This is a genomic window from Amycolatopsis sp. NPDC005961, assembly GCF_040629235.1.
Classification (GTDB): Bacteria; Actinomycetota; Actinomycetes; order Mycobacteriales; family Pseudonocardiaceae; genus Amycolatopsis; species Amycolatopsis camponoti.
This window is the reverse complement of the sequence record NZ_JBEXVF010000038.1, coordinates 56,745-82,634: the sequence shown is the minus strand read 5'-3', so window position 1 is coordinate 82,634 and position 25,890 is coordinate 56,745. Positions and strand designations below refer to the sequence as shown.

The following is a 25,890-nucleotide window of genomic DNA, read 5'->3' as shown; positions in this document are numbered from 1 at the left end:
GTCGTCGCGGGGTCGACCTTCACCTCCGACGGCCGCCGTCCGGTGTTCATCTTCGGCTCCCGCGGCGATGGCCGCCGGAGCCGACAGACTGCTGGTGCCGCCGGGCAGGTGAGTGTGTTCGAGTACTTACCTGCCGGGGCGCATCATGCGCACGCGCGACCGGTCGCTCGGATCGGCTTCTCTGCTACTGAGAAAGTGTTGCCTTCATCGTGATGTCCACCGCCGAAAGAGCCTTTGAGAACGCGCACCACGCACGGGCGCCTTCGGCGATCTGCTGGAACTTCTCCTCGGACGCACCGGGCAGCGTGGCTTCGACGGCGAAGTGGATGGCGGCGATGGAGGGCCCGTGGTCGTCGGTGCCCATCGTGAGCTGGACGGTGGTGTGCACCGCGTCCAGAGTCAGGTCGTTCTGTCCGGAGATGTTGGCCAATGCGTGGTTGAAGCACCCCGCGTGGCCGGCGGCGAGCAGCTCCTCCGGAATCGCGCCGGGTGCACCCTCGAACCTGCTGGCGAAGGTGTAGGGCGCATCCCGGAGGGTATCGGTGGTTGTCGAGACGATTCCGGTCCCTTCCCTGAACGAACCGCTCCAGTCGGAATAAGCATTGACGATCATTCTTTCCCCTTGCTTGGTTTATCGAGGTGGTCGAGACCTCACAGTACCCATCTAAGTTGGCGACCCCAACTCAGATCGGTGATGTCGGAGAAACTACGTTGCGGAGACACCGCCGTCGACGAACAGGACGGTTCCGTGGACGAATGACGCGTCGTCGGAGGCGAGGTAGGCGACCGCGTCGGCGATTTCGTGCGGCTGTCCGATACGGCCTGCGGGAGTTCCTGTGTAGTACAGCGATCGGTCGTCACCCACGACGCGGTCGACGCCTTCCGTCTCGATGATGCCGGGCGATACCGCGTTGACTCGTACGCCGCTGCTTCCGAACTCGGCCGCCCATGACTTCGTCAGCAGGTTGATGGCGGCCTTGCTCGACGAGTAGGCGGCTGCGCCCGCCGTGCCCTTGACCGCGAGCGACGTCGATATGTTCACCACGGCGCCGTTGCCTCGGATTGCCATCTGGGGGGCCAAAGCGGCGACCAGGAAGTACGGCACTTTGACATTGATGTCGTAGGTCGTGTCGAACTCCGCCTCGGTCGTGTCGGCCGTTGCCGAGAAGCCGTAGATGCCCGCGTTGTTCACCAGGATGTCGATCTTGCCGGTGACGGCCGCTGCTGCTGCCGCCAGGGAGCGGGCGCTGGCGGCGTCGGACAGATCCGCTTGGACGAAGTCGGCCTTGCCGCCGGTGGACCGGATTTCGCCGACCGCCTTCGCGCCACGGTTCGCGTCCCTCCCGGACACGATGACGTGGGAGCCGAGCTCGGCCAGCCGGCCGGCGATGGCGCGGCCGAGGCCGCTCGTGGATCCGGTGACCAATGCGGTCGTTCCGGTCAAAGATGCAGACACGGTTTCTTCTTTCTGCTCAGGGATGCCGTCGCGCTGATCACCGACGTGGCGCTGTCTCTTGGGAGTGCAACGGAGGAGGCCCCGCGCAGACGGCTGGGATGCGTTGCTCTACAACGAATAAGCTAGGACGACGTAGGCCGGGGCGCATCCACTTGAGAGGTTGACGACAGCGGATGCCGGGCGATTCCGCAGAATCGCCGCAATTCCCGATAGGAGTGACGCGTCTGCTTGCTGGCCCGTTGTGCCCCTGGGTACTGTCTCCTGAGTTGTGAATGACAACGTAGGCGACGTCGCTGGACCTCGGAGGAGAGCATCGTGCCGGAAGCCCCGAAGCTGAACCTCGGTGCCCTGACGCTGGCGGCGCCTGCTTTCGGCCACGGCGAGCGGATCCCGGACGAGTACGCGGACACGGCATTGTGCGCGGATCTCTTCGCGAAGAGCCGGTCAGCTGGATCACCGCTCTGGGGCGACCGCTCCGGCTCGAGATGTGAATGAGAGGTCCTTGTGGCCATTACTGCCACACGTCAGGCGCTCCAGTCGCCGCGGAGAACGGCCTGGTGGACGGGAATTGCTCTCATCCTCTTCGCCGTCAACCTGCGGGCAGCGGTCGTCGGAGTCGCGCCGTTGCTCGGCGAAATCAAGCTGTCCGAGGGGCTTTCGGGCACCACTGCCGGGATCCTGACCGCTCTTCCGATTCTGTGCTTCGGATTGCTGGCACCGGCCGTTCCGCGGCTGGCCGGTCGAGTCGGCATGGAACGCGCGCTCGTCGTCGCATTGCTGCTGCTGTGTGCGGGTATCGCGGTCAGAGCCCTCGACGGCCGGGTCGCGCTCTTCGCCGGCACGGTCTTGGTGGGTGGCGCGATCACGATCGGCAACGTCCTCCTGCCCGCGATGATCAAGCGCGATTTCGCCGACCGGGCCGGCCTGATGACCGGCCTCTACACCATGGCGATTTCGGCGGGAGCCGCGCTCGCGGCCGGTCTGACGGTCCCGATCGCCCGGGCCGGCGGCATGAACTGGCGCGGGGCGCTCGCGGTGTGGGGTGGCTTGGCAGTCCTCGCCCTGTTCGCGTGGATCCCGCGAGCCCTGCGTGCGGGGCTGCCGGGGCGAGGCGCACGATCGGGCAAGGCCGTGCTGAGCCGGCAGCCGCTGGCCTGGCAGGTCACCGGCTTCATGGCGCTGCAGTCGCTGAGCTACTACTCGCTGGCCTCCTGGGTGCCGCAGATCCTGGCCTCGCGCGGCGTCGATCCGGCGGTCGCCGGGCTCATGCTCTCGATCGCCAGCCTGACGGGTATCGCCGGGGCGCTGGTGGCTCCGGTGCTGGCGACCAAAACGCGGAAGCAGAGCTGGGCGGTACTCGCGATCACCGGGACGACTGCCCTCGGTGTATTCGGCATCCTGGTGTTTCCGGGTCTCGACGTCGTGACGACTGCGGTCATGGGGTTCGGCCAAGGGGCGGCGCTCGCCCTGGCATTGACGCTGATCGTCCTCCGGTCCCCAGACGGCGCCACGGCGTCTCAGCTGTCCGGAATGGCGCAGAGTCTCGGGTACACGTTCGGCGCGACCGGTCCGTTTCTGCTGGGTGTGGTGCACGACGCGAGCGGCGGGTGGACGGTTCCGCTCGTCGTGCTTCTCGTGCTGTTCGTTCCTCAGGCTGTGGTGGGCGCCGTGGCCGGCCGGGATCGGCAAGTCGAGCAGGGAAGAAGTTCTTGATGGTGGAGGAGAGAGAAAACATGCAAACCATTCCCGGGATCGAGCCGGCCGTCGCGCCGTCAGGTACTGGATGCGTCGAGTGCCTCGCGGAAGGGGGGTGGTGGTTCCATCTGCGGCGGTGCGCGGCGTGCGGCCACATCGGCTGCTGCGACAACTCACCGTCGCAGCACGCCACCCGGCATTTCGAAGACACCGGACACCCCTTCATCCAAAGCTTCGAGCCGGGCGAAGAGTGGTTCTGGAACTACGCCGAACAGACGGTGTACGAAGATGGGCCGGCGCTGGCGCCCCCGCGGTCGCACCCGCTTTCCCAGCCCGTGCCAGGGCCGGCGGATCGTGTCCCGCGTGACTGGCAGCAGAAGCTCAACCCCTGATCGGAAGGTGAACGAGATGAATCCCTACACCACACTGCGAACAGATCTGGTCGATGGCGTCTTGACGGTCGATTTCGACTCCCCGCCGCTGAACCTGGTGGGACCGGAACTCGTGCGGGACCTCGTCAGCCTGGTGCTGAGCCTGCCGGAACGGCCGGAAGTGCGAGTAGTGGTCTTCGGCTCGGCCGACCGGGAGTACTTCCTTCCCCACGTCGACCTGACGAAGGTGCCGCAGTACGTCGCTGAGGCGGGCAAAGCGGGCGGCGGTCCCGAAGACGCGTCGCTGGGGGTGCTGTGGCGCCGGTTCAGTGAGGCGGGTGTCGTCACGATCGCGAAGATCCGGGGCCGGGTCGGCGGCGCGGGCAGCGAGTTCGTGCTCGCTTGTGACATGCAATTCGCGTCGCGCGAATCCGCGACGTTCGGGCAGCCGGAGGTCGGCATGGGCGCCCCACCGGGGGCCGGCGCGCTGCAGCACCTGACGCGGTTGCTCGGTCGCAACCGGGCGCTGGAGGTCGTGCTGACCTCGTCGGACTACTCCGCGGAGCACGCCGAGCGGTACGGGTGGATCAACCAGGCGGTTCCGGACGGCGAGCTGGACGACCTCGTCTCCGCCATCGCGAGACGCATCGCTTCCTTCCCCAGGGAGGCGGTGCTGAGCGCCAAGCGGGCGATCAACGCCCTCACGCTCCCGCCGATCGACCAGGTGCGCGCGGACGCGGCGCGCTTTCAGGAGTTCGTGCGGACCGACCAGCTGCAGGGTCGGGTCGCGGCACTCTTCGCGCAGGGGCTGCAGAAGCGTGGCGATCTGGAGTCGAACCTGGGATCGCACCTCGAAGATCTGCCGGGGGAACAGTAATCCCGTCAGCCGTGCATCAGGCTCCGTTCTTCGTCGCTGGGGACGTACCCGTGTTCCCGGGTCAGCGCGCGGAGGTATTCGAGGACGTCCGCGCTCCAGGAGTCGGGGTCCTGGCGCGCCCCGAGTTCGAGCCGTGCCCATCCGTAGGCGACGGCGGCCTGCTCCCTGACGCGCGTGTCCGTGCTGGTCCGGACGGCACGCTCCCACCCTTCCGCGGTGGCCCCGGCGGGTCCGAAGCCGAGAGATCCCAGCCATCGATGCGCCAGCGCGCGGACTTCCGCGTGCTCGGTCTCGCGGAGCACGTGGTCGGCCAGGACCTTGGCGGCCTCCGCGGCGCTCGGCCGTTGCCCGACCAGAAGCCGGCAGATCGACTCCCGCCGACGCGCGGCCACGACCCGCGCATGCGAAGGGCTCGAGGAGGGATGCGCGGGGAGCTGCCGGTGGCGAGTGCGGTCGCGGGCCGCGGGGTCCTCGGTGCCGATTTCCGCGGCGTCGTTCGACGCGGTGCCGGCAACCGGGCGATCGGTCGCCGGTTCGTCTGTCGTCCGGCGGTGCCATGCCAGGTGAGCGATCGCGCCCTTGGCCGTCCACTTGTTCTCACGCATGAGTCGCCAGGCTTCCTCCTGCGCGGCCCAGCGGGCCTCGTCGTCGGCGTCGTCTTCGGGGATCACTGCTTGAGGTGCCTTGACGAGCGCCAGCGCCTGCCCGACTTCCAGCTGGTCGGTGTTGACGGCCGCTTTCAGCGTGTCCGACAGGGCGAGAAGGCTGAGGCGTTTGCTGATGTGGCTCTGGCTGAACGGTGTCGCGGCCTCGATCTGCCGTTGTGACATCCCCAGGTCCACCAGGACCTGGAACTGCACGGCCTGGTCGATCGGGCCGAGATCTTGCCGTTCGGCGTTCTCGATGATGGGGATCAGCGCCGAGGTGAGCTTCCCGCCGTGGTTTTCCCGGAGCACCGCGGAGATCGAACCCAGCCCGGCGATCTGGTGCGCCAGGTGCCGCCGGTTGCCTGCCGATACGACGAAGCCGGTACCGGCCAGGTCGGGGTGCCCGGCGTGGGCCGGGTGCTCGGCGAGCCAGGCGTCGATCGGGACGACGGCGATCGGCTGGATGAGTCCCCAGGTCTGGACGCTGTTCGCCAGGCGGTCGATGTTGCGGTACCGGGACGGCGGGTTGTCGGGGTTTCGGCCCACCTGCGCGAGCGGAAGCTCGACCCCGCCGAGCGTGCCTTCGAACGCCCCGGTGCCTTTCCGGCGGAGCAGGCTGACGACGTCCTGTCCGCCGCTCGGCATCGTCTCGTCGGTGGTCCGGGTAGCGGTGACGCTCATGGTGATCTCCTGCGTGCTGCCGCGGGCTGGAAGGTGCGAAGGGGTGCAGAGCATCTGAATTGGTAAAACCAAGCTAGCAAGACTGCGTTCGGTGGGCAATAGGCGCCCAAGAGCGCACTTCATCTGTTCACTGTGGGCGGACTCATCTGAGTTGGTTTCTGCAACTCACCTTGCTAAGTTGGAAACTCCAGCTCAGAGGGACTTCGGGCGCTGCCCAGCGGCGGCCGGCACCGTCCGACGACGAATCAGGAGCGACATGTCGGCACCACAGGCGAACCCCGCCTCCCCGACCTTCACCCGCACTCAATGGGAGCGGCTGAAGACCTACGGCGAAGCCCACGATGTCCAGGCCGGCGAATGGCTGTTCCGCGCCGGCGAGGTGTCCTGCGACCTGATCCTGGTCGAGCGGGGACGCACCGAAATCCTCCGTCGCGGCCAAGGCGACGATCCGGGCACCGTGGTCGCGAGCTACGGCCCGGGCCAGTTCAGCGGCGAGCTGAACCTGCTGACCGGGCAGGCGACCTATCTGGACTCACGCGTCGCGGAGGCCGGAGCCGTGTATCGCGTCGGCCCGGACGCGTTCCGCAGGCTGATGAGTTCCGATGGCGAACTCTCGGACGTCGTTCTTCGCGCGCTGCTGGCCCGCCGGCAGGTCCTGCGCGCGAACGAGGGCGCGCGGAGTGTCGAGCTCCTGGGCGCGGAGACGTCGGCCGCGGCGCTGGCCCTGCGCACTTACGTCGCCCGCCAGCAGCTCCCGCACACCTGGACGGACATCGAGTCGCCCGCAGGGCGTGCTCTCGCCCTCGCGGCGAACCTGACGGCCGACGATCTCCCCGCGGTGGTGACGGCCACGGCGGTGCTTAAGCGGGCGACTCCCGGTGAGCTGGCCGAGCACCTCGGCTACTCCTACCACCCCAGGCCCGGTCAGCTGCTGGACGTGGTGGTGGTCGGGGGTGGGCCCGCCGGTCTGGCCGCGGCCGTCTACGGCGCGTCCGAGGGGCTGGACACGCTCCTGCTCGACACGGTCGCCACGGGCGGCCAGGCGGCCGCGAGCTCGCGGATCGAGAACTACCTGGGGTTCACCTCGGGCATCAGCGGCGCCGAACTGACCGGGCGCGCGACGATCCAGGCGCAGAAGTTCGGCGCGCGCATCGCGAGCCCCTGCCAGGTCGCCCGCCTGGACACCGAAAGCGGGGACCACCTGCGGGTCGTGCTCGAGGACGGCACGCCGATCGACACCCGCGCGGTGGTGATCGCCAGCGGGGCCCGGTACAAAGCCCTGCCGCTGGAGCGGTGGAGCGAGTTCGAGGGCGCCGGCATCTACTACGCGGCGACGGAACTCGAGGCGCGAGCGTGCGGCCCGAATCCGGCGGCCGTGGTGGGCGGGGCGAACTCGGCCGGCCAGGCCGCGCTCTACCTCGCCGAGCGGGGAAGCCCGGTCACGCTGGTCGTGCGGGGCGCCGACCTCTACGCCGGCATGTCCGCCTACCTGGCCGACCGGATCGTGGACCACCCCCGGGTCAAGGTCCGGACGAGCGCGCAGGTGACCGCTCTGCACGGAGACACCAGCCTGGAGCGCATCGACATCAGCGGCACCGACCCGGACGGCAACGCCTACACCCGGGAGCAAGCCTGCGTCGGCCTGTTCTGTTTCATCGGCGCGACCCCGGCCACGGAATGGATGACCGGCATCGCCGCGGACCGGCGGGGTTTCATCCTGACCGACGCCCGGGTCGACGACACCGAGCTGGGGGAGGCCTGGCAGAAGCTCGGGCGCCGTCCCCTGCCCTTCGAGACGAGCCAGCCGGGGGTGTTCGCCGCCGGAGACGTGCGAGCCGGATCGATGAAGCGCGTCGCGGCCGCCGTCGGCGAAGGGGCCAGTGCCATCAGCTCCGTGCATTCGGCGCTGGGCACGACCGGCGTGTGAACCACCGAGCCGGCGTGGTCCGCCCAGCGGGCCACGCCGGCTCGGTTCGTCAGAGAAGGACCTCTGCCAGCGCTCGAGCGAGGGCCAGGGGGTCTCATCGAGGACCTGGATGTTCACGTGGTCGGCACCGGCGTCGAGGTGCGCGGTGATTCCTCGGGCGATCTTGTCGGTGGTTCCGTGCAGGATCAAGGCGTCCACCAGCCAGTCGCTGCCGTCACCGCCGACCGAGAAGCGGCTCGACGCCGGGGACCCGACGAGCCCGCTGGGAGTGGGGCAGGTACACCACGGCCACCGCGACGGCCGAGGTCGCCGCCAGGGCGATCAAGTCAAGCGGCCAAGCGCGGTCGGTCATGACTGCTCCAGTGGGTGAATCCTCAGTTGAGTGGCCGGGTGCCGGCGGGAATGCGGCCACCGTCGCGAATGGACTCGGTGAGCTCGGCGAGGGCGGTCAGCGCGACTCGCTGGGAAAGGGGTCCGTAGGAGATCCGGGCGACACCAAGTTCGGCGAGACGGTCCTGAGCCGGCAGCCCGGGCAGGCCGACGACGGTCAGCCGCCGGGGACCGAACGCGTCGCTCAGCGTGGCGATCTGGTCGTCGGACAGGTTCCCGGGCACGAAGACGACGGGCGCACCGGCGTCGAGGAACGCCCTGCCGCGCCGGACGGCGTCGGCGAGCACGTCCGCCGGGTCGCGGTCGCCGGCCTTGGCGAACGCGTCGGTGCGGGCGTTGAGGACGAAGTCCGGCACCCCTTCGGCCGTCGCGGCTTTCATGATCGCCTCGACCTGGGCCGCGGCCTCGGCGAGCGGCTTCATCTGGTCCTCGATGTTGGCGCCGGCCACCCCGACGGCGATCGCGCGGCGGACGGTCTCCGGCGCATTGCCGTAACCGCCTTCGAGATCGGCCGTGACCGGCAGCTCGGTCGCGGAGGTGATCCTCCCGACTTCGTCGAGCATCTCGGCCACGGGGATGTTCTCCCCGTCCTCGTACCCGCGGGATGCCGCGATCGAATGGCTCGCGGTCGCGAGCGCCGTGGTGCCGTCGGTTCCACTGACGACTTTCGCGCTGATCACGTCCCAGACGTTGACCACCCTCAGGAGCTGGGGATCGCGGTGCAGCCGGAGCAGCTCGGTGGCTTGGGCCGCAACGTCTTTGCCGGTCATAAGGGCCCTTCTCGGAGTGGGGAAGTGACGTCACGTTAGCCGATAAGTTGTCATTACAAACTTAGCCAGAAGTGGAATCGCAATACTCATGGGTATCGGAATCACGATGCGAGACGCTGACTTGGTTTGACAGAGTCAGCTAGCGATGTTTGTCTGCAAGAGGGAGAACAAACGTTCTTCGTGAAAACGCCCCCTCCCCAGGAGAACCCCGATGTCCCTCTTCCCGATCCGGCCGCGCGTGCGAACCGCCGCGCTCACCGTCGTCGGCCTGGCCGCCGCCGCGGTGGTTGCCAGTGGCCCGGCGAGTGCCGAGCCGTCCGCGTCTCCCGATACGTCGAGTCCTCCCGCAGCCGGCAGGCCGACCGTCGTTCTCGTGCACGGCGCGTGGGCGGACGCGTCGAGCTTCGCGCCGGTGACCGAGCGGCTGCAACGCGACGGCTACACCGTGCTCGCCGCACCCAACCCGGTACGCGGTCTCGTCGGCGACGCCGCGACCGTCGCCGCGTTCGTCAACCAGGCCACCACCGGGCCGGTGGTGCTCGTCGGCCACTCCTACGGCGGCGCGGTGATCACCAACGCGGCCACCCAAGCGCCGCGCGTCCAGGCCTTGGCCTACATCGACGCGTTCGCGCCCGCGGAAGGGGAGTCGACCGCGCAGCTGAGCGCGGCCAAGCCCGGTTCGCGGCTGGCCGGTGACCCGGCCACCGTCTTCGACGTCGTCCAGGACCCCTCGGCGCCCGCGGGCGACCCCGACCTGTACGTCAAGCGCCCGCTGTTCGCCCAGGCCTTCGCCGGCCGGCTGCCGCGGCAGACCGCCCGGCAACTGGCCGCCGCACAGACGCCCGCCGCGGCAGGCGCGCTCGGCGAGCCTTCGGGCGTGCCCGCGTGGAAGACCATCCGCAGCTGGTTCCTCGTCGGCACCGCCGACCAGATCATCCCGCCCGCCGAACAGTTCGCCGAAGCCGCCCGCGCACACGGCGTCGTCGTCACCGCGGCGACCGGGCACCTGGCCATGCTGGAAGTGCCGGCGGCCGTGGCCGCACTCATCGAGCGCGCCGCCTCGGCGCGATGAAGGAGAAAGAGTCCACAGTGGCCATTCCCGTCGTTTTCATCCACGGCCTGTGGGTGCACGCTTCGGCGTGGCAGCCCTGGGTCGACCTGTTCACGGCCGAGGGCTACCAAGCAGAAGCCCCTGCTTGGCCCGGAGAGTCGGACACCGTCGAGCTGACCCGGCGTGACCCGGCGCGAGTGGCGGGCTTCGGCGTCCGCGAGATCACCGAGCACTTCGAGCGGCTCATCAAGGGGCTGCCCGAACTTCCGGTCGTCATCGGACACTCCTTCGGCGGCCTCGTCGCGCAGAAACTGCTCGCCTCGGGCGCGGCCGTGGCGGCGGTCGCGATCGATCCGGCGCCGGTCAAGGGCGTCCGGGCACTGCCGTTCCCGCAGATCCGCTCGGCACTTCCGGTGCTGCGCAAGAAGTCCAACGCGACGGGCGCGGTCACCTTGAGCCGGCGGCAGTTCCGCTACGGCTTCGGCAACGCCCTCGAGCGCGCCGAGTCCGACCGCCTCTACGACCGGTGGATCATCCCCGGACCGGGAAAGCCGGTCTTCGACCTCACCGGGGCGAAGAAGGACCCGCTGTCGCCGACCGAAGTCGACCTCGACGACAGCGGACGCGGGCCGCTGCTGATCCTCGGCGGCGAGCGCGACCACACCATCCCCGAGGTCGTGGCCCGCCAGGCCGCCGAGCTCTACCGGCCCGGCACGAACACCGAATACCGGGCCGTACCGGGACGCGGTCATTCACTGGTGTTCGACAGCGGCTGGGCTGAGGTCGCCCGGATCACGCTCGAGTGGCTCCGGCACACCGAATCCCGGCTGAGGGGCTGAAGAACGCCGGCGGTGGCCGGCCCGCTACCGGCGTCGTCCACTTCGACCGGCCCGGGTGGTCACTTCGGTGGCCACCCGGGCCAGGGCGACGTCCACTTCGGCGGTGAGCGCGGCGATGTCGTAGGCCCCGTGGTGCCGCCGGCCGTTGACGAAGAACGTCGGCGTGCCGGAGACGCTGCTGCGGTCGGCCGAGTCGATGTGCTCCGCGATCACGTCCTGCCCGTGGCGCTGCGCGAGATCTCCGCGGAAGCGCTCGACGTCCAGGCCGGCTTCCCCGGCGTAGCCGACCAGCGCGGGGAACGTGAGGTCGTCCTGGTGGGCCAGCAGCAGGTCGTGCATCGCCCAGAAGGCACCTTGCCGCCCGGCGGCCTCGGCGGCGTAGGCGGCGAGCAAGGCCTGCGGGTGGACCTCGGCCAGGGGGAGGTGGCGCCAGACGTACCGGACGTCGGCACGCTCCGCGAGCAGCTCGCGCACCGCGCCCTCCGCCCGGCCGCAGAACTCGCACTGGAAGTCGCCGTACTCGACGACGGTGACCGGCGCGTCGGCCGGCCCGCGGACGTGGTCACGGCCGGGGTCCACCGGGTCCGTCAGGTCGATCAGCGCCGGAGCGGTGCCCAGCAGCGCCCGCGAGCCGAGCCGGCTCCCGACGGCGAAGACCAGCCTGCTGATCGCGAAGGCGAGCACGGCGGCGGAGAGCACGCCGAGCTTCGCCTCGTCGAGCTCGGGACCGCGGAACGCCAGCGTGGCGATCAGCAACGTGACCGTGAACCCCACGCCGGCGATCGCGCCCAGCCCGGCGACCGCCACCCAGCCGACCGGCGGTCGCAGCCGGCCCCGCGAAACGAAGGTGACCACCGCGGACATCCCGAGCACGCCGAGCGGCTTCCCGGCCACATAGCCGAGCACGATCCCGAGGACGATCGGCGACGTGACGGTCTTGGCCAGCAACTCCGGCGTCACGGTGACGCCCACGTTGGCGAGCGCGAACAGCGGCACCACCACGTAGGTCACCCAGCGGGAGAACTGCCGCAGCATCCGGTCGTTGGGGGAGATGGCCGACCGCAGTCCCAGCCGGGCCGAGCGGGCCAGGTCGGCGGTGGGCTGCTCGCGGAACGCGCGCACCAGGCCGATGGCCTCCTCGAGGTCCGTGCGGGCGGCCGGGTACGCCCAGGTCAGCAACCCGAGTACCAGGCCGGCGGTCACCGGGTCGATGCCCGATTCGAGCAGGCCGATCCACCCGGCGATGCCGATGACGAAGTAGACGACACCGTTGCGGACCCCGGCCGTCCGGACGACGACGAGCACGACCACGACGGCGACGACGAACAGCAGCGCGGTGACCCGGAGCCGGTCGGTGTAGGCGACGGCGATCACGACCAGGGCCACGATGTCGTCGACCACGAGGATGGCGAGCAGGAACGACCGGAGCGGCTTCGAACCGACCCCGGACAGCGCGAGCAGACCCAGCGCCAGCGCGGTATCGGTCGAAATCGCGGCGCCCCAGCCCCGCGCGGCGGGGCCGCCGGCGGTGACCAGCAGGTAGACGAGGGCGGGCACCGCCATCCCGGCGAGCCCGGCCGCGAGGGGCAGGATCAGCCGGCTGCGGTCGCGCAGCTCGCCGAGGTCGAATTCGCGGCGAGCTTCCAGCCCCACCACGAAAAAGAAGAAGGCCATCAGTCCACTGTTGACCCATTCACGCAGGCTCAGGTCGATGCCGTGACCGTCCCACGACACCGACAGCGGGGTGCGCCACACGGCCTCGTAGGTGCCCGGGCCCAGGTTCGCCCACAGGAGCGCGAGCGCGGCACACGCCAGCAGCGCCACCGCGCCACCGGCTTCGGATTCGGCGAAACGCCGCACGCGGCGGGACACGGCGTGCCGCCACGCGGTCTGTCCCGCGGAGTCGGAGACCTGGGACAACGGCCGTCCTCTCTCGATGTCTTGGCCGGCTGTGGGGATTACGTGACAGGATCGTCCTCAGGCGACGGGCGCCGGACGGTCGAAGTCGGCGCCGTGGCCGCCGAGAAGCGCGTCGGCGGTCTGCGTGACGATGTCATGCGGAACGCCGCCGCGCACGGCACTGACCTCGTCCAGCTCGCGGTACTGCTGGTCGGACAGCTCGAGGTCCAGCGCCGCGAGGTAGCTGTCGAGCTGGCCTACGGTCCTCGGGCCGATGATCGGCAGCACCGTGGTCGCGGCCCGCCGGCCGCGTTCGCGCACCCAGGCGGTGGCGACCTCGGCCGGCGGCCTGCCGAGATCGGCCGCGACCTTCAGGAGCGTGTCCACGACGGACACCTTCTGCGCGTCGTCTTCGACGTGGATGACCGACTTCCAGGTGGTGAGCCTGCCCTCGGCGCCCGAGCGGTACTTGCCGGTGAGCAGGCCACCCGCGAGCGGGGAGTAGAGCACGACGCCGAGCCCGAGGCCTTCGGCCATCGGCAGCAGATCGCGTTCGGCGGTCCGCTCGGCCAGGCTGTACTCGGCCTGGACACCGACCAGGGGTGCGATGCCGCGCAGCTCGGTGATCGTCGCGGCCCGCGCGACACGCCAGGCGGGGAAGTTGGACAGCCCGCCGTGCAGGATCTTTCCCGCGCGGACGAGGTCGTCGAACCCCCTGACGATCTCCTCGGTGGGCGTCACGGAATCGGGAGCGTGCACCCAGTACAGGTCGAGGTAATCCGTCTGTAGCCGCTCGAGACTCGCTTCCACGGCACGCACCATCTTACGCCGGCTGTTGCCGGTGCCCGAGATCCCGGGATCCGCCTCGGCGCCGAAGCCGAACTTGCTGGCGAGGACGAAGTGCTCCCGGTCGGCGCGAAGCAGGTCGCCGAGGAACTTCTCGGACTCGCCGGCCTGGTAGTTCTCCGCGGTGTCGAGGAAGTTCCCGCCGGCTTCGGCGTAGCGGTCGAGCATCCGCTTGGACTCGGCGGTGTTGGCCCCCGAACCCCAGCCGGTGCCGAAGTTCGCCGTGCCCAGCGCGAACTCCGACACCCGGAGACCGGTGCGCCGCCCGAACGTCGAGTAGCGCACGTCCGCTACTTCCCTTCCGCCGCGGCCTTGGCCGAGATCTCGGCGATGTCGTCGCCCAGGTTGTACTCGAGCGGGCTGCGCTGCTGCAGGCCCGCCTCGAACAGCCGCGCCGCGATCGTCTGGAACCCGGGAAGGGCCGCGGCTTCCCAGAACTTGTCCGAGTGCAGCGGGTACTCCTCGTCGGGCAGGCGGGTGTACTTGTTGATGAAGTCCTTGAGCTCACCGAGGACGCGGTGGTCCCACTTCGACACGCGCGTGGCGTAGGCGTCGACGAAGGCGACGAACTCGTCGTCGGGGATCGCGCGGTTCACGTAGCCGTACTCGGCGGCCTGGACGCCGTCGAAGTCACCGCCGCCGAGCAGGATCTCGAACGCCCGGCCGCGACCGACCAGTGCGGGGAGCCGGCCGGCGGCGCCACCTCCGGGAACGGCCGTGAACCCGACCTCCATCTGGCCCAGGATCGCCTTTTCCCGGCTGGCGAAACGGATGTCGGTCGCGAGGACGAACTCGCTGCCCGCGCCCCGGGCGATCCCGCGGATGGCGCTGATCGTGACGGCGGCGAGCTTGCTGATGCGGACGGTGATGTCCACCCAGGCCGGGTAGCCGGTGGGGCTGGGCAGCGCCTCGGCGATCGCGGGATCCGGTGCGAGGTCGTAGTGCGCCAGGTAGAAGTCCGGGTCGGCGCTGTCGAAGACGACGACGTTGACCGTGTCGTTGGTCTCGAGCTCGGTGAGCAGCTGCTTGAGGTCGCTCATCAGGTCGGGCCCGATGACGTTGACGGGCGGGTTGTCGAACGTGACGCGCCAGAACGTGTCGGATTCGGCGGTGAGCCGGAAGTGCTTGGGAGTGAAGTCGTCGAGGAAGGTCATGGCCTCAGGCTACCTATCTGAGTTGGCAATAACTACTCAGATGGTTTTCGCGATCCGGATTCAGCCACGCGAGGGGTAGCCGTTCGTGTGGAGGGTGCGAACCTCGTCGAGGGGCACCGCCCGGCCCTTCTGATCGACGAACGCGACGCGCAGGGCCTCGCCAGTGCGGGCCGATCGGCGGAACGTGCTCGGGCCACCGGGCCAGGGAAGGTGGGAGTCTCCCCACAGCTGGAGGCCGCCGACGATCACGTGCAGCTCTCGTCCGGCGTCGGTCAGGTGGTACTCGTGACGTGCTCGGTGACCTGGTTCCCGATAGGAGACGCGGGTCATCAGCCCGTACTCGACCAGCGTGCTCAGCCGGTCACTGAGCACGTCGGCCGCGAGCCCCAGGGAACCGCGGAACTCCTCGAAGCGGGTGAAGCCCTCCAAGGCGTCCCGGAGAATGAGCACGGTCCACCGCTCGCCCAGGATCGCCAGACTTCGTGAGACCGAACAGCTGGTGTTCTGCAGTTTCGCGATCGGCATGCGGTGTCCGCCTTCGGGTGTGGGAGCGGCGCGGCGACGGAAGCTGAATCCTGTTCACCAACTCTACTCCGCGATCGACCCGGAGGGCAGAGCGGCAAAGCTGCCGAAGGCTCCGGTTCAGTTCTCGAGCACGGAGTCGAGGGTGACGGGCACGGACAGGGCCTTCGAGATCGCGCAGGTGCGCAAGGCGCGTTCGGCGATCTCCTGGAACTGCTCCGCGGTCACTCCGGGCAGTACCGCGTGGACGATGAGATGCACACCACGGATGCCGGGTGTCACCGCGTCGGAGCCCATGTCGACCTGCGCGATCGTCGTCAGAAACCCGGCCGGCAGTTCACGCTTGAGCAGGATGTTGGCGACCGTGTGGTTGTAGCAGGCCGCGTGCGCGGCGGCGAGCAGCTCTTCCGGATTTCCGCCTTCGGCTCCCTCGAATCGGCTCGCGAAGGTGTAGGGGTGATTCCGCAATGTCGTCGACGACGTCGAGATGGTGCCGTCGCCCTGGTGGAAGGTGCCTTGCCAGGATGCTGTCGCGCTGGCGATCACGGTCGTTCCCTCGATTCCCGGGTCAGTTGCTGTAGATCCGCGTCGGGCGGACCAGGACGACGGTGCGACGCTGTTCCGCCATGACGCGGTCGTACTCGTCCCAGTCGTCGTGCTCGCCGCCGGCCGCGGTGAAGACATCGCGGAACAGCCGGCGAAGTCCTTCCGGGTCGAGCCAATCCTGCGGCGAGTCGGCGCCGGCGAGCTCCGCGGTCCCGTCCACCGTCGCCCAGGTCCCGCCCGTGCGGAAGGTGACCGCGATCTGGGGACGGGCGCGGAGGTTGGCGATCTTCACCCGGCCGTAGGTGACGAACGCCAGCACCTTCTCGGCGGTCGAAGGGTGGGCGAGCACACCGGCGTTCACCAGAGACGATTGAATGGTCGAATCCGCCCTCAGGGTGGCTGCCACGGCGATGCCGTTCTCGCCTTCGGCGATGCTCACCGCTTCTTCCAGAGTCAGCATTCCAGGCTCCTTTCCGGCCGCCCGGCGAACGCTACAACAGCATTTCTTGCGGTGCGGCCGATCCGGCGTCCTGCTGGGCCGGAATCGTGAGTTCTGTGCTGTGCTGTTTCACCGGATCCGTACTTCCTTGGCCCAGAAAGGCCCCTTTCCCATGACATCGAACCTCGCAGGAAAAACGGCCGCGGTGACCGGCGCCACCCGCGAGGTCGGCCGGACGGTGGCGGGAAAGGGACGCCGGGTCAGCACTCACGTCGCCGATCTCGCTGTCGCCGCCCAGGTGCAGTGGGTCGCGGGCAAGCTGCGCCACGAAGACGCCGACATCCTGATCAACAACGCCGCGACGGTCGCGCCGCTGGGGCCGACGGCCGACCTCTCGCCGGCGGATGTCCTCGACGCGTTCACGATCAACGCCGTCGCCGTCGTGGCGCTGAGCGCGGCGGCGATCCCCCCGATGGTCGAACGAGGGTGGGGTCGCATCGTCAACGTGTCGTCCGGCCTGGCAGTGCGTCCGGCCGACATGATCGGCGGAACCACCTACGTGGCAACCAAAGCCGCGCTCGAGGCGCACACGATCAATCTCGCCGCCGAGCTCGTGGGTACCGGCGTCACCGTCAACGCGTACCGGCCGGGGGTGGTCGACACCGGCATGCAGGCCTGGATCCGCGATCAGGCGCCGGAAGCCATCGGTCCGGAGCTGCACGCGCGCTTCATGCACTCCTACGAGTCCGGCCGGTTGATCTCCGAGGAGCGAGCGGCCGCCGGCTTGCTCGCCCGGCTGGAGTCGGGGACAAGCGGACAACTGTGGACTGTGGACGGTCTTGCGGCCTGACCGCGTCGGCTTCGGTATTCCACGGAATCAGCGACCGCCGGCCGGGGTCTGGATCGTGAATTGACCTGCCTGAGTTTGACACTTCGCCACCGAAGCGTAGGAATGGCTCAGCTGGATCCTGATGGGCGATGCAGCCCGGTTCGTTCGTCATGGTTGCCCGCCGCCAGGAGCGGCTCGGAAGAAGAGGTCCCGGATGTCGCCGATAGTTCTCCTCGTTCACGGTGCCTTCGCCGACGGATCTGCCTGGTCCGGCGTCATCGCCCGGCTCGGCGTGGCCGGGGTGCAAGCCCGCGCGGTGGCCAACCCGCTGCGAGGGTTGACCGCCGACGGTGAATACGTCGCCTCTCAGGCGGCGCAGACCGGCGGAGACGTCGTCCTCGTCGGCCACAGCTACGGCGGCCCGGTGATCACCTACGCGGGCACCAAGGCCCCCCAACGTCAAGGGACTGGTCTTCCTCGCCGCCTTCGGACTCGGCGAAGGCGAGAACGCGCAGAACGCGACGGCGGACTACCCGGACACCGGACTGGGGGAGGCGCTTCGGCCGTGGACCTACCCCGGAGCCGATCTTCCCGAGTTCACCCTGGCTCCGGACAAGTACCGTGAGCTCTTCGCGGCCGACCTGACCGAAGAGCAAGCAGCGGTCGGGGCCGCGACCCAGCGCCCCGCCTCGGCGCTCGCCTTCGGTGAACCACTCTCGGTCGAACCGGCCTGGAAGAGCCTGCCCAGCTGGTGGATCATTCCCACCGCGGACCGCACCATCCACCCCGGCTACCAGCGTGATCGGGCCAAGGCGATCGGTGCCAGGGTCACCGAACTCGACGGCGGGTCCCACTCGAGCGCCGTGTCCCGGCCGGACGACGTCGCGTCGGTCATCGTCGAGGCCGCGCGGTCGCTGTAGCGTCGTGTCCCAACTGGGACCGGAACACCGACCTAGGTGTATCTTCGAGGTATGGCTGACGTCAGGATGCAGGAGTCGACGTGCTCCGTCAGCAGGAGCCTGGGGGTCCTCGGCGAGAAGTGGACGTTGCTGATCATCCGGGACGCACTGGTCGGGATCACCAGGTTCGCGGACTTCCGGCAGTCACTCGGTGTAGCAGCCGACGTCCTGAGCGACCGGTTGACCACCCTTGTCGAGTTCGGGGTGATGACCCGCACGCCGTACCAGGAGCCGGGCAGCCGGATCAGGCACGAGTACCACCTCACCGACGCGGGCCGTGCCCTCCACGTCGTGGTCGGCGCGTTGCAGCAGTGGGGTGACGCTCATCTGCCGTGGTCCGACGGGCCGAGCATCGAGCGCCGGGCCCGTCGGACGGGCCGGCCGGTGCACGTGGCGTTCATCGACGACCTGGGCTACGAGGTTCCCGCGGACGACGTCGACACGATCCAGACAGACGTGTACCCACAGTAAGCGGGCACGTGATGTCTGGGCAGACGGCCTGGGTGCCGGCCCAGACGGCCGATGAGTTCTCGGTCGTCTGTCGCGCCCACTGGCAAGGGCTGGTTGTCGAACTGCGCCTCGGTTGCTATATCCAACTCACTCCGCCGCGATAGCCGACGATGGTGGCGCCGATCACCGGGGCTTGTTCACGGTGGCGGTGCCCGGCTCGGCGAACGCCGGAAGCACTCGGCCGTGCACGTCGCCCAAGCGAATCCGTCCTCGCGTGCCGGGCGCGGTCGCGCGCAGGACGACACCGTCACCGTCCCCGAGGAAGAAACGCTGTTCATCGCCGATGCTGATCGGGTCGCGTCCACCCCGGCCCAGTTCGACCTGCGCCAGAAGCAATGGAGACTTCCTCTGGTGGGCAGCGGCCGGTGGTGGACCGGGCAAGCTCTGCAGGCGCTCAGCCCGGCGCACGTCGACGACGCGGTATTGGTGGTGACCGAATTGGTCAGCAACGCTTACGAGGTTCATGGCGACGAACGTGGCGTCGTCGACTCGCTTCAGCGGATGTTCGAACACGCGAACGCCCGGAATGGCGCCTTCGAGTATGTGCATCACCCCGGCGGATGACAGACGCTGGGTGGAATCTGCAGCCGGCGGGGCCAGCGGCGGTCTCGCTACCCGGCGGAAGAGGTGGTGTCCGATTCGCCGCAGAGGCATCGTGTGCACGCTTCGACAACGACATGCACGGCGCGACGGTCGTCCTTGGCTCGCCAGGCCACAGCGAGTTCGCAACGGCTGAGCCCGGTCACGGGGCGGCACACGATGTCGTCGCGCTGATAGATCTCGGCGTTGCCGGCGGACAGCAGCACCACCCCGAGTCCTGAGGCGACCGCTTCGAGGGATTCCTCGGCGGTTTCGGCCTCGGCGACGATCCGGGCCGGTGCCGGGCGCTGGTCGTTTCCCAGCCAGAACTCGCGAAGCGGTCCTGCCGTGCGGGGGAGCGCGACGAAGGGCTCGTCGGCGAGCTCACCCAGCGGGACGACCGCTCGGGGCGCGAGCCGGTGACCGGCGGGCAGGGCCACCCAGCGCTCCTCGCTGGCGACGACCTTCCACGAGTACTCGCCGTCGTCCGGGATCGGTAGCCAGGCGATGGCGACGTCCACCTCGCCGCTGGAGAGTCCGACGGTGGGGTCACTCCAGGGGACTTGCCGGAACAGTAGCTTCCAGCCCGGCAGCGATGTCGCCATCCCGGCCGTGACGTGGGGGATGAGACCACGGCCGATTCTCGTGTGAAAGCCGACTGTCAGGGTGGTGTGCTGTGCGGTGACCGCGTCGAAGACCGCGCTCTGCGCAACCGCCCATTGCTCGATGATCCGCTGGGCCTGCGGCAGCAGCGCCGCGCCCGCGGCGGTCAGCGCGACGGCGCGGTGGTCCCGTTCGAACAGCGCGACCTGCAACGAGGTTTCCAGCCGGCGGATCTGCTTGCTCAGCGACGGCTGGGCGATGAACAGCCGGTGGGCTGCCCTGGTGAAGCTGAGCTCTTCGGCCACCGCGACGAAGTAGCGCAGATCCCGGACGTGGACATCCATAGCCACAGGCTATAGCCGCAAGTCTTGGACGGCCGGTCCCGGGCTGCCCGACGATGGGAAGTGATCATCGACGGCAGGAGGGCACGGGTAATGGAACTGGGAGTGTCGGGACTGAACGCGAAAGCCACGCTGGGCCCGGCCGAGACGGTCAAGCTGGCGCGGCTGGCCGAGGATCTCGGCTATTCGTCGTGGTGGGCCGGTGACCATGTGGTGCTGCCCAGCCCCCGGGTGGCGGCGGCGCCGATGGAGCCGACCGACCCGATTCTCGACCCCCTGGTCCACTTGTCCTACGTCGCGGCCGTCACCCGGCGGCTGGAGCTCGGGACCGGGATCGTGATCTTGCCGCAACGCAACCCGCTTGTCCTCGCCAAGCAGGCCGCGAGCCTGGACGTGCTCAGCGGTGGCCGCTTGCTGCTCGGCGTCGGCGCCGGATACCTCGAACCCGAGATGCGCGCGGTCGGCGTCGCGATGTCCGAACGAGGCCGCCGTACCGATGAATACCTCGATGCGATGACGACGTTGTGGACCGACCCGGCTCCCGCGTACCAGGGCCGGTTCGTCGAGTTTCGGAACGTCGACGCGCATCCCCGCCCGGCCCGGCGAGGCGGGCCGCGCATCGTGATCGGCGGTCACAGCCGGGCCGCCTTCCGCCGCGCGATCACCCGCGGCCACGGCTGGTTCGGCAACGGCACGCTCGATGACCTGCCCCGGCACCTGGCCGGCCTACGGCAGGCCGCGAGCGAGGTCGAGCGCCCGGAGCGGCTGGGAAAGCTGGAGATCAGTTACCTGCCACTGGATCCGGTGGTGGTGGAACCTCGTTCTGCGCAGCGCTACGCCGAGCTTGGAGTGGACCGCCTGGTGATCTACCCGCTGCCGCTCGAGGATGCGTCGGAGGTCGCGCGGTTCCTGGAACACCACGCCGGCTTGCCGCACAGTCCGGGTTCACCGTGACCGGCTCGGCGAGTTCGTTACTGAGTCCATCCGCGCGTCGGCATATCCGGACGTTCGGGTCGCCGTCGCCATGATCGGTCCACCGGCGGATCTGGAACATGTTCTGTCGGTGGACCAGCTTCTGCCGCCGGTCCCATCACTGGCAACGCGGTGGTCCCACGGCTGGAGTTGCCCCTGGGGCCGGACACGGTGCTGCGGCGAAAGAGCCGCTGTTGTTCCAGGACTCGACTCAACGCGCGACCCCACCGGTGGGGGTCACCGAACGGAAGTGCAGGGTGAACCCCGCACTGCGGGAGCGGTGCGGCGCGATGGTGGCCGCAGCCGAGTGGACCGTCGCCGTCTGGGTCGTCCGGCGACTACCATCGTGCCACCGCGAGGACGCGGCATGAGTGCCCTCAACGGGTGAGACCCACTGGCCGGTCGGCCCGACGTGCCAGGACAAGACGCGGGCGGCGATCATCCGCCGCGCCGTACCAGACGATGCTGTCGGTTTAGCGCACCAGGCCGGATTCCCATGCCCAGACCGCAATTTCGGTGCGGTTGCGAGCCGCGATCTTGCGCTGGATCGAGGCGAGGTGCGTCTTGACCGTCGACAGCGAGATCATCAGCTGCTCGGTGATCTCGGCGTTCGTCCGGCCCCGGGCGATGGCCTGGGTGACCTCGAGCTCCCGCTGACTCAGGGGCGGATCGGCGCGGCGGGCGTTGCGGCGGGCCGGGGACGCGGTGAAGTGAGCGAGCAGCCGAGTGGTGATCGACGGTGAGACGAGTGCTTCGCCGTTCGCAGCCGCATTCACCGCCTCGACCAGCAGACCTGGGCCGGCGTCCTTCAGCAGGAAGCCGCAGGCGCCGGCGCAGAGGGCCTCGTGGACCAGCTCGTCGAGGTCGAAGGTGGTGACGACCAGGACGCGCAGCGGATCCTCGACGTCTGGGCCGGCCAGCTGACGGGTGGCATCCAAGCCGTCGAGGACGGGCATGCGGATGTCCATGAGCGTGACGTCGGGCCGCAGCTCCTGGGCCAGCTGGACCGCCTGCCGGCCGTCGCCGGCCTCGCCGACCACCTCGACGCCAGGCACCCGCTCCAAGATCAGCCGGAACCCGGTGCGCACCATGGCCTGGTCGTCGGCCAGCAGGACTCGCAGGGTCACCGTGACGTTCCCCCTTCGGGCAGCGGTAGTTCGGCGAGGACCCGCCAGCCGCGATCCCCGTGCTGCCCGGCGGTCAGCCTGCCATCCAGCGCTGCGATCCGCTCGCCCATCCCGATCAGGCCGTAGCCGCCCGGCGCGCGGCGCACCCGGCCCGGGCGGAGCCCGTCGTTGCACACCTCGACGCGTAGGTGCCGGCCATCTTCAGCAGGTTCGACCACGACGGTGACGTGTCGGGCGTCGTGGGCGTGCTTGCCGACGTTGGTCAGTGATTCGAGCACCACGCGATGAACGGTCGACACGGTTTCCGGCGTGACCACCAGGTCGGCCAGCCGCGGCGCGAGCCGCACTGTGACGTTGTCGCCGTGAGCGGCCGCGGCTTCGACGGTCTCGACCAGGTTGCTCGCGGGAACGATCGTGTCGTGCCCGGGGCTGCGCAGCATCATGACCAGCCGTCGTACCGCGCCGAGGGCCGCTGCTCCCGCCTCCTCGATCTCCTTGATCAATTCCTGCTCCGGGCCCCGGGCGAGGATCACGCCCGCGGCCTGCGTGCGTACTACGACGCCGGTGATGTGATGGGCGACCAGGTCGTGCAGCTCACGAGCCAGCTCAAGCCGTTCCCGGTCGCGCGCGGCTGCCTGCGCGGCCGCGCGGCGGGCGTCGCCGTCGCGCAAGATCAGCCCGACCATGACGCTGCAGCCCCACAGCAAGGCCCACATGACCGCGACGGCCAGCGTCGCGGACGTGCCTCCGTACCGCAGCACCGGCCCAGACGCCATCGCGAGCCCGCCGAGCACCGCAAGAGCGGCGGCGAACCCTCGTGGCAGCCGGTGGCAAGCCGCTCCGACCAGGAGCATCGTCGCTGCGACCTCCGGATCGCCGCCGACGTCGGCCAGCGGTGTCGCGAAGAAGCCGACCGCGCTGCAGGCCAGCGAAAGCGCGATCGCCGAGGCAGCCAGGGCCGCCGTTCGATCGGGGAACCGCCGCCGTAGCAGAGCGAGCCCACCGATCACCACGCCTACCGCGAAGTAGAGGATCTCGCCCGCCGGGGCCGGGGCGTGCACGATCAGTCGCCGCACGAGTAGTTCGAGGTTCAGCCCGGCCAGGACCACGACCTCGGTGATCACGAGGCCGCGGACCGGCTGCGGCGCGGTGGTCGGAAGCACGGCCGTCCTTCCTGCGGGGTGCCGGGGTGATCATCATGAAGGCTGCCGGACAACCTGGCACCCCGGCACCCCGACGATCATCGGGATTTCGCCGCGCAGCTGAGGTCGTGCTCCGGCCGGGTTCCCGTGGTGAGGAACGCGGTCGCCGCCGCGTCGGCGCACGGGTTGGCGACGTAGGGGTACACACCGTGGCCGCCGGCGTCGACGGTGACCAGGCGAGCCCGGTCACCGAGCGCACGCCGCATCTGCAGGGCGCCTGCCAGCGGGGTCGCCGGATCCCGCAGGTTCTGCACCATCAGCACGTTTGAAGGACCACGATCCCCGACGCGCACCGGCGCCTCGGCCGGCTTCGACCAGAACGCGCAAGGCTGGACGTTCGCCCCGGCTGCGCCGAACATCGGGTGACGCAACCGGTCGAGCGCCACGGCAGCCTGGTAGGTGCCGACTGACCGCGGCCACTGGGAGTCGTTGCACACCAGGTAGTAGCGGCCGGAGATCAGGTTGTCCACATCCGAGGAAGCGCCACCGCCGGGAAGTTGCGGGAGCGGCTGGCCGGTGTCCAGTGCCTGCCACACCTCGGCCACCAGTGGCATCGCCACGTCGTTGAAGAGGAAACCGTAGGTGAGCATCCGGAAGGTCGGCCCGTCGATGTCCTGCGCTGGCGTCTTGTCCAGTCGCGTGGCGAGGTCGAAGTACTTCGCGGTGACCTGCGCCGGTGTGCTGCCCAGGTGGTACGTGTCGTCGCGGGCGGCGGCGAACTTCGCGAAGTCCGGGAAGCGGTCGTCCATGCCCTGGGCGAAGAGCCGGTCGTTCGCGAAGTCCCAGCCGGTCGCGTGCAGGTTGCTGTCGAGCAGGATCCGGTCGCTGCGCTCGGGGAACAACGTGGTGTACACCGCGCCGAGATAGGTGCCCCACGAGTAGCCGGCGAAGGACGTCTTCTCCTCGCCCAACGCGGCCCGGATTCGATCCATGTCCCGCGCGACAGCGGCGGTGCTGAAGTACGGCAGCATCGACGCGGTCGTCGACGTGGCGCACTGGCGGGCGATCGCCCTCGACTGCTCGGCCCGCTTCGCCACGTCGGCAGCGTTGCGGGCGTAGGGCGGGACGTTGCCCACCGCCTGCTGCTCCGGAGTCAGATCGCAGGTCACCGGCGTGCTGTGCCCGATCCCGCGCGGGTCGAAGCCGATCAGGTCATAGCTGTCCACCACACTCTGCGGCAGCTTCGCGGTGACCAGTTCGGTCGGGAACTTCAGCCCGGATGAAGGCCCGCCCGGGTTGGTCAGCAGCACCCCGCGGCGCTGCGCCGGGTTCTTGCTCGCCAGCCGGGAGATCGCCAGGTCGATCTGCGTGCCGCCGGGGTTGCGGTAGTCGAGCGGGACCTTGATCGTCGAGCACTCCAGCCCGGGCGCGGTGGCGTCGGCTGGACAGGGGCCCCATCGCACGCCGCCCGGCGACACTCCGGCCGGGCTCGCCCCGGCGGGCACCCCCGCCAGCGCGCCCGCCCCCAGAACGCCGATCGCGAGCGCGATGGACCACGTCTTCCTCATCCGGTACCCCTCCGTGAAACGACGCGAAAGCGTCAAGAACGTTGCCTGCCACACGATTCCGGCTGACGGTGAGCGAATTTCATTCTGCTCAGGACCGGCGGCGTGCGCATCGGGCGCGCGAATGGTTCCGAGGTGGCCGGGTATCGGCCGAAAGGACTAGAAGTCAGAGAGCTTCGCGTGAGGCTTCGATCGGAGTTCCGGCCCAGGCATGGGCGGACGCCGAGGCGAAGGTCGAGGCGATGGCGAAGGGCGCTGTCGCCCGCGACCCCGACCGGTTCACCGCGACCGGCCAGCAACGGCTGCTCGAGTCGGCCGCGCGGGGCGACGTGCTGGACGACAACCTCTACACCGCGCCGGGCCGCCACGGTGGCGGTGGTGCCGGTACCACCTGGCTGGTCGGTTCGGCCGAGGACGTGGCGAAATCCCTTGGCCGGTACCGGGCACTCGGGATCACGCACTTCGTCCTGTCCGACACCCCGTACCTGCCGGAGATCCACTGCCAGGGTGCGCGGTTGCTGCCGTTGCTGCGGGAGGCGGTCCGATGACGCGGGATTCCTACCACCGCCGGTACGGCGACGGCGCACCGGAGACCGAGCCGGCCGCATGGAACGACCTGATCGCCGCCCAGCTCACGCACCGCCTACCTACCGGATCCGGTGCCGGAATCGACGCTGACGGCGTTGATCGGGGCCGCGCAGTCGGCGCCCACGTCGAGCAACCTGCAGCTGTGGAGCGTCGTCGCGGTGCGCGATCCGGACCGGCGGGCGCGGCTCGCGGAGATCGCCGGCGGGCAGCAGCATGTCGTGGAGGCACCGCTGGTGCTGGTGTGGCTCGCGGACCGGGCCCGGGCCGGGCGGATCGCCGCGGAGGCGGACGCGCCGGGCGACGGGGCCGACTACCTGGAAGCCGGTGTCGTGGCCGTGGTGGATGTCGCGTTGGCCGCCCAGAACGCGTCGCCGGCCGCGGAATCGCTCGGGCTGGGCACGGTGTTCCTCGGTGCACTGTGCGACGACCCACTCGCCGTCGCCGCCGAGCTGCGGTTGCGGACGCACGTGTTCCCGGTGTTCGGACTCGTCGTCGGCGACCCTCCCCAGGCCGCGATGACGGTGACCGCCAGTGCCGGTGCGAGGGCGGCCGCGGCGAGGTAGCG

Annotated in this window: 28 protein-coding genes and 2 pseudogenes; 15 read left to right on the top strand and 15 right to left on the bottom strand. The window is 69.6% G+C overall.

Annotated elements, in window-relative coordinates; translation table 11 throughout:
- Window positions 1-184: 184 nt before the first annotated feature.
- Window positions 185-613, bottom strand: a complete 429-nt coding sequence (locus ABZ342_RS29625) for an OsmC family peroxiredoxin (RefSeq protein WP_360479680.1) — start codon at window positions 611-613, stop codon at window positions 185-187.
- Window positions 614-706: 93 nt separating this feature from the next.
- The gene (locus ABZ342_RS29620) at window positions 707-1,456 is read right to left on the bottom strand and encodes an SDR family NAD(P)-dependent oxidoreductase (protein WP_360479677.1); all 750 of its coding nucleotides are present in this window, start codon (window positions 1,454-1,456) and stop codon (window positions 707-709) included.
- A gap of 315 nt (window positions 1,457-1,771) precedes the next feature.
- Between ABZ342_RS29620 and ABZ342_RS29615 the strand changes: the two genes are divergently transcribed.
- The 4 genes from ABZ342_RS29615 to ABZ342_RS29600 are packed head-to-tail and all read left to right on the top strand — an operon-like array spanning window position 1,772 to window position 4,399.
- Window positions 1,772-1,951 carry a hypothetical protein gene (locus tag ABZ342_RS29615; RefSeq protein WP_360479674.1) on the top strand — a complete coding sequence of 60 codons (180 nt, stop codon included), beginning with the start codon at window positions 1,772-1,774 and terminating at the stop codon, window positions 1,949-1,951.
- A gap of 9 nt (window positions 1,952-1,960) precedes the next feature.
- Window positions 1,961-3,169 (top strand): MFS transporter, encoded by a 1,209-nt coding sequence (locus ABZ342_RS29610; protein ID WP_360479671.1) that lies wholly within the window; start codon window positions 1,961-1,963, stop codon window positions 3,167-3,169.
- Window positions 3,169-3,543: a UBP-type zinc finger domain-containing protein gene (locus ABZ342_RS29605; RefSeq protein ID WP_360479668.1), complete on the top strand. Its 375-nt coding sequence runs from the start codon at window positions 3,169-3,171 to the stop codon at window positions 3,541-3,543. The genes ABZ342_RS29610 and ABZ342_RS29605 overlap by 1 nt, the downstream gene beginning before the upstream one ends.
- A 16-nt stretch (window positions 3,544-3,559) precedes the next feature.
- Window positions 3,560-4,399 (top strand): enoyl-CoA hydratase/isomerase family protein, encoded by an 840-nt coding sequence (locus ABZ342_RS29600; protein ID WP_360479665.1) that lies wholly within the window; start codon window positions 3,560-3,562, stop codon window positions 4,397-4,399.
- A 5-nt stretch (window positions 4,400-4,404) separates the two neighbouring features.
- Here the strand turns inward: ABZ342_RS29600 and ABZ342_RS29595 are convergent, their stop codons facing one another.
- Window positions 4,405-5,727, bottom strand: coding sequence for a ParB N-terminal domain-containing protein (locus ABZ342_RS29595; protein WP_360479662.1), 1,323 nt, complete (start codon window positions 5,725-5,727; stop codon window positions 4,405-4,407).
- 256 nt (window positions 5,728-5,983) lie between these two features.
- Here ABZ342_RS29595 and ABZ342_RS29590 point away from each other — a divergent pair, with 256 nt between their 5' ends.
- Window positions 5,984-7,654 (top strand): FAD-dependent oxidoreductase, encoded by a 1,671-nt coding sequence (locus ABZ342_RS29590; RefSeq protein WP_360479659.1) that lies wholly within the window; start codon window positions 5,984-5,986, stop codon window positions 7,652-7,654.
- A 49-nt stretch (window positions 7,655-7,703) separates the two neighbouring features.
- Here ABZ342_RS29590 and ABZ342_RS29585 read toward each other — a convergent pair.
- Both ABZ342_RS29585 and ABZ342_RS29580 read right to left on the bottom strand, forming a co-directional pair.
- Window positions 7,704-7,879 (bottom strand): annotated as a pseudogene (locus ABZ342_RS29585) (LLM class F420-dependent oxidoreductase); the annotation flags it as partial.
- Between the two features lie 149 nt (window positions 7,880-8,028).
- Window positions 8,029-8,814 (bottom strand): isocitrate lyase/phosphoenolpyruvate mutase family protein, encoded by a 786-nt coding sequence (locus ABZ342_RS29580; protein WP_360479656.1) that lies wholly within the window; start codon window positions 8,812-8,814, stop codon window positions 8,029-8,031.
- 211 nt (window positions 8,815-9,025) lie between these two features.
- Here ABZ342_RS29580 and ABZ342_RS29575 point away from each other — a divergent pair, with 211 nt between their 5' ends.
- Window positions 9,026-9,886, top strand: coding sequence for an alpha/beta hydrolase (locus tag ABZ342_RS29575; RefSeq protein WP_360479653.1), 861 nt, complete (start codon window positions 9,026-9,028; stop codon window positions 9,884-9,886).
- A complete protein-coding gene (locus tag ABZ342_RS29570) occupies window positions 9,883-10,704 on the top strand; it encodes an alpha/beta fold hydrolase (RefSeq protein WP_360479650.1) in 822 nt (273 codons plus the stop codon). Before ABZ342_RS29575 ends, ABZ342_RS29570 begins: the two co-directional genes overlap by 4 nt.
- Window positions 10,705-10,728: 24 nt before the next feature.
- Here ABZ342_RS29570 and ABZ342_RS29565 read toward each other — a convergent pair whose 3' ends face one another.
- The 6 genes from ABZ342_RS29565 to ABZ342_RS29540 form a co-directional block, all read right to left on the bottom strand.
- Window positions 10,729-12,624, bottom strand: coding sequence for a Na+/H+ antiporter NhaA (locus ABZ342_RS29565; protein ID WP_360479647.1), 1,896 nt, complete (start codon window positions 12,622-12,624; stop codon window positions 10,729-10,731).
- Between the two features lie 57 nt (window positions 12,625-12,681).
- Window positions 12,682-13,734 carry an aldo/keto reductase gene (locus ABZ342_RS29560; protein ID WP_360479644.1) on the bottom strand — a complete coding sequence of 351 codons (1,053 nt, stop codon included), beginning with the start codon at window positions 13,732-13,734 and terminating at the stop codon, window positions 12,682-12,684.
- Window positions 13,735-13,739: 5 nt separating this feature from the next.
- The gene (locus ABZ342_RS29555; RefSeq protein ID WP_360479641.1) at window positions 13,740-14,603 is read right to left on the bottom strand and encodes an enoyl-CoA hydratase/isomerase family protein; all 864 of its coding nucleotides are present in this window, start codon (window positions 14,601-14,603) and stop codon (window positions 13,740-13,742) included.
- Between the two features lie 60 nt (window positions 14,604-14,663).
- Window positions 14,664-15,128 carry a helix-turn-helix domain-containing protein gene (locus ABZ342_RS29550; protein ID WP_360479638.1) on the bottom strand — a complete coding sequence of 155 codons (465 nt, stop codon included), beginning with the start codon at window positions 15,126-15,128 and terminating at the stop codon, window positions 14,664-14,666.
- Window positions 15,129-15,245: 117 nt separating this feature from the next.
- Window positions 15,246-15,671 (bottom strand): OsmC family peroxiredoxin, encoded by a 426-nt coding sequence (locus ABZ342_RS29545; RefSeq protein WP_360479635.1) that lies wholly within the window; start codon window positions 15,669-15,671, stop codon window positions 15,246-15,248.
- Window positions 15,672-15,693: 22 nt separating this feature from the next.
- Window positions 15,694-16,131, bottom strand: coding sequence for a TIGR03618 family F420-dependent PPOX class oxidoreductase (locus ABZ342_RS29540; RefSeq protein WP_360479632.1), 438 nt, complete (start codon window positions 16,129-16,131; stop codon window positions 15,694-15,696).
- Between the two features lie 127 nt (window positions 16,132-16,258).
- Between ABZ342_RS29540 and ABZ342_RS29535 the strand changes: the two genes are divergently transcribed.
- The 5 genes and pseudogenes from ABZ342_RS29535 to ABZ342_RS29515 all read left to right on the top strand — a co-directional run bounded on the left by ABZ342_RS29535 (window position 16,259) and on the right by ABZ342_RS29515 (window position 18,972).
- Complete coding sequence (locus tag ABZ342_RS29535; RefSeq protein ID WP_360479629.1) at window positions 16,259-16,960, top strand: SDR family NAD(P)-dependent oxidoreductase; 702 nt, start codon at window positions 16,259-16,261, stop codon at window positions 16,958-16,960.
- Window positions 16,961-17,081: 121 nt separating this feature from the next.
- A pseudogene (locus tag ABZ342_RS29530) lies at window positions 17,082-17,366 on the top strand (alpha/beta fold hydrolase); the annotation flags it as partial.
- A gap of 40 nt (window positions 17,367-17,406) precedes the next feature.
- On the top strand, window positions 17,407-17,859 hold the full coding sequence (locus ABZ342_RS29525; protein WP_360479689.1) for an alpha/beta hydrolase: 453 nt from the start codon (window positions 17,407-17,409) through the stop codon (window positions 17,857-17,859).
- A 51-nt stretch (window positions 17,860-17,910) separates the two neighbouring features.
- Window positions 17,911-18,369: a helix-turn-helix domain-containing protein gene (locus ABZ342_RS29520; RefSeq protein ID WP_360479626.1), complete on the top strand. Its 459-nt coding sequence runs from the start codon at window positions 17,911-17,913 to the stop codon at window positions 18,367-18,369.
- A gap of 222 nt (window positions 18,370-18,591) precedes the next feature.
- Window positions 18,592-18,972, top strand: a complete 381-nt coding sequence (locus ABZ342_RS29515) for a hypothetical protein (RefSeq protein ID WP_360479623.1) — start codon at window positions 18,592-18,594, stop codon at window positions 18,970-18,972.
- A gap of 47 nt (window positions 18,973-19,019) precedes the next feature.
- On the opposite strand, the gene ABZ342_RS29510 is transcribed toward ABZ342_RS29515, so the two are convergent.
- A complete protein-coding gene (locus ABZ342_RS29510) occupies window positions 19,020-19,934 on the bottom strand; it encodes a LysR family transcriptional regulator (protein WP_360479621.1) in 915 nt (304 codons plus the stop codon).
- 60 nt (window positions 19,935-19,994) lie between these two features.
- On the opposite strand from ABZ342_RS29510, the gene ABZ342_RS29505 reads away from it, so the two are divergent.
- A complete protein-coding gene (locus ABZ342_RS29505) occupies window positions 19,995-20,885 on the top strand; it encodes an LLM class F420-dependent oxidoreductase (protein WP_360479618.1) in 891 nt (296 codons plus the stop codon).
- Between the two features lie 491 nt (window positions 20,886-21,376).
- Here ABZ342_RS29505 and ABZ342_RS29500 read toward each other — a convergent pair whose 3' ends face one another.
- The 3 genes from ABZ342_RS29500 to ABZ342_RS29490 form a co-directional block, all read right to left on the bottom strand.
- A complete protein-coding gene (locus ABZ342_RS29500) occupies window positions 21,377-22,030 on the bottom strand; it encodes a response regulator transcription factor (RefSeq protein WP_360479615.1) in 654 nt (217 codons plus the stop codon).
- Window positions 22,027-23,193 (bottom strand): histidine kinase, encoded by a 1,167-nt coding sequence (locus ABZ342_RS29495; protein ID WP_360479612.1) that lies wholly within the window; start codon window positions 23,191-23,193, stop codon window positions 22,027-22,029. Before ABZ342_RS29495 ends, ABZ342_RS29500 begins: the two co-directional genes overlap by 4 nt.
- Before the next feature lie 77 nt (window positions 23,194-23,270).
- Window positions 23,271-24,740 (bottom strand): alpha/beta hydrolase, encoded by a 1,470-nt coding sequence (locus tag ABZ342_RS29490; protein WP_360479609.1) that lies wholly within the window; start codon window positions 24,738-24,740, stop codon window positions 23,271-23,273.
- A gap of 239 nt (window positions 24,741-24,979) precedes the next feature.
- On the opposite strand from ABZ342_RS29490, the gene ABZ342_RS29485 reads away from it, so the two are divergent.
- Window positions 24,980-25,285, top strand: a complete 306-nt coding sequence (locus tag ABZ342_RS29485) for a hypothetical protein (protein ID WP_360479606.1) — start codon at window positions 24,980-24,982, stop codon at window positions 25,283-25,285.
- A 111-nt stretch (window positions 25,286-25,396) separates the two neighbouring features.
- On the top strand, window positions 25,397-25,888 hold the full coding sequence (locus ABZ342_RS29480; protein WP_360479603.1) for a nitroreductase family protein: 492 nt from the start codon (window positions 25,397-25,399) through the stop codon (window positions 25,886-25,888).
- Window positions 25,889-25,890 lie beyond the last annotated feature (2 nt).

What these genes read in the sequence shown, in the direction of transcription:
- ABZ342_RS29550 (WP_360479638.1), bottom strand. Translation starts at nt 15,128, where the DNA reads ATGCCGATCGCGAAACTGCAGAACACCAGCTGTTCGGTCTCACGAAGT.
- ABZ342_RS29510 (WP_360479621.1), bottom strand. Translation starts at nt 19,934, where the DNA reads ATGGATGTCCACGTCCGGGATCTGCGCTACTTCGTCGCGGTGGCCGAA.
- ABZ342_RS29520 (WP_360479626.1), top strand. Translation starts at nt 17,911, where the DNA reads ATGGCTGACGTCAGGATGCAGGAGTCGACGTGCTCCGTCAGCAGGAGC.
- ABZ342_RS29595 (WP_360479662.1), bottom strand. Translation starts at nt 5,727, where the DNA reads ATGAGCGTCACCGCTACCCGGACCACCGACGAGACGATGCCGAGCGGC.
- ABZ342_RS29575 (WP_360479653.1), top strand. Translation starts at nt 9,026, where the DNA reads ATGTCCCTCTTCCCGATCCGGCCGCGCGTGCGAACCGCCGCGCTCACC.
- ABZ342_RS29570 (WP_360479650.1), top strand. Translation starts at nt 9,883, where the DNA reads ATGAAGGAGAAAGAGTCCACAGTGGCCATTCCCGTCGTTTTCATCCAC.
- ABZ342_RS29600 (WP_360479665.1), top strand. Translation starts at nt 3,560, where the DNA reads ATGAATCCCTACACCACACTGCGAACAGATCTGGTCGATGGCGTCTTG.
- ABZ342_RS29580 (WP_360479656.1), bottom strand. Translation starts at nt 8,814, where the DNA reads ATGACCGGCAAAGACGTTGCGGCCCAAGCCACCGAGCTGCTCCGGCTG.
- ABZ342_RS29625 (WP_360479680.1), bottom strand. Translation starts at nt 613, where the DNA reads ATGATCGTCAATGCTTATTCCGACTGGAGCGGTTCGTTCAGGGAAGGG.
- ABZ342_RS29590 (WP_360479659.1), top strand. Translation starts at nt 5,984, where the DNA reads ATGTCGGCACCACAGGCGAACCCCGCCTCCCCGACCTTCACCCGCACT.
- ABZ342_RS29605 (WP_360479668.1), top strand. Translation starts at nt 3,169, where the DNA reads ATGGTGGAGGAGAGAGAAAACATGCAAACCATTCCCGGGATCGAGCCG.
- ABZ342_RS29540 (WP_360479632.1), bottom strand. Translation starts at nt 16,131, where the DNA reads ATGCTGACTCTGGAAGAAGCGGTGAGCATCGCCGAAGGCGAGAACGGC.
- ABZ342_RS29485 (WP_360479606.1), top strand. Translation starts at nt 24,980, where the DNA reads ATGGCGAAGGGCGCTGTCGCCCGCGACCCCGACCGGTTCACCGCGACC.
- ABZ342_RS29555 (WP_360479641.1), bottom strand. Translation starts at nt 14,603, where the DNA reads ATGACCTTCCTCGACGACTTCACTCCCAAGCACTTCCGGCTCACCGCC.
- ABZ342_RS29490 (WP_360479609.1), bottom strand. Translation starts at nt 24,740, where the DNA reads ATGAGGAAGACGTGGTCCATCGCGCTCGCGATCGGCGTTCTGGGGGCG.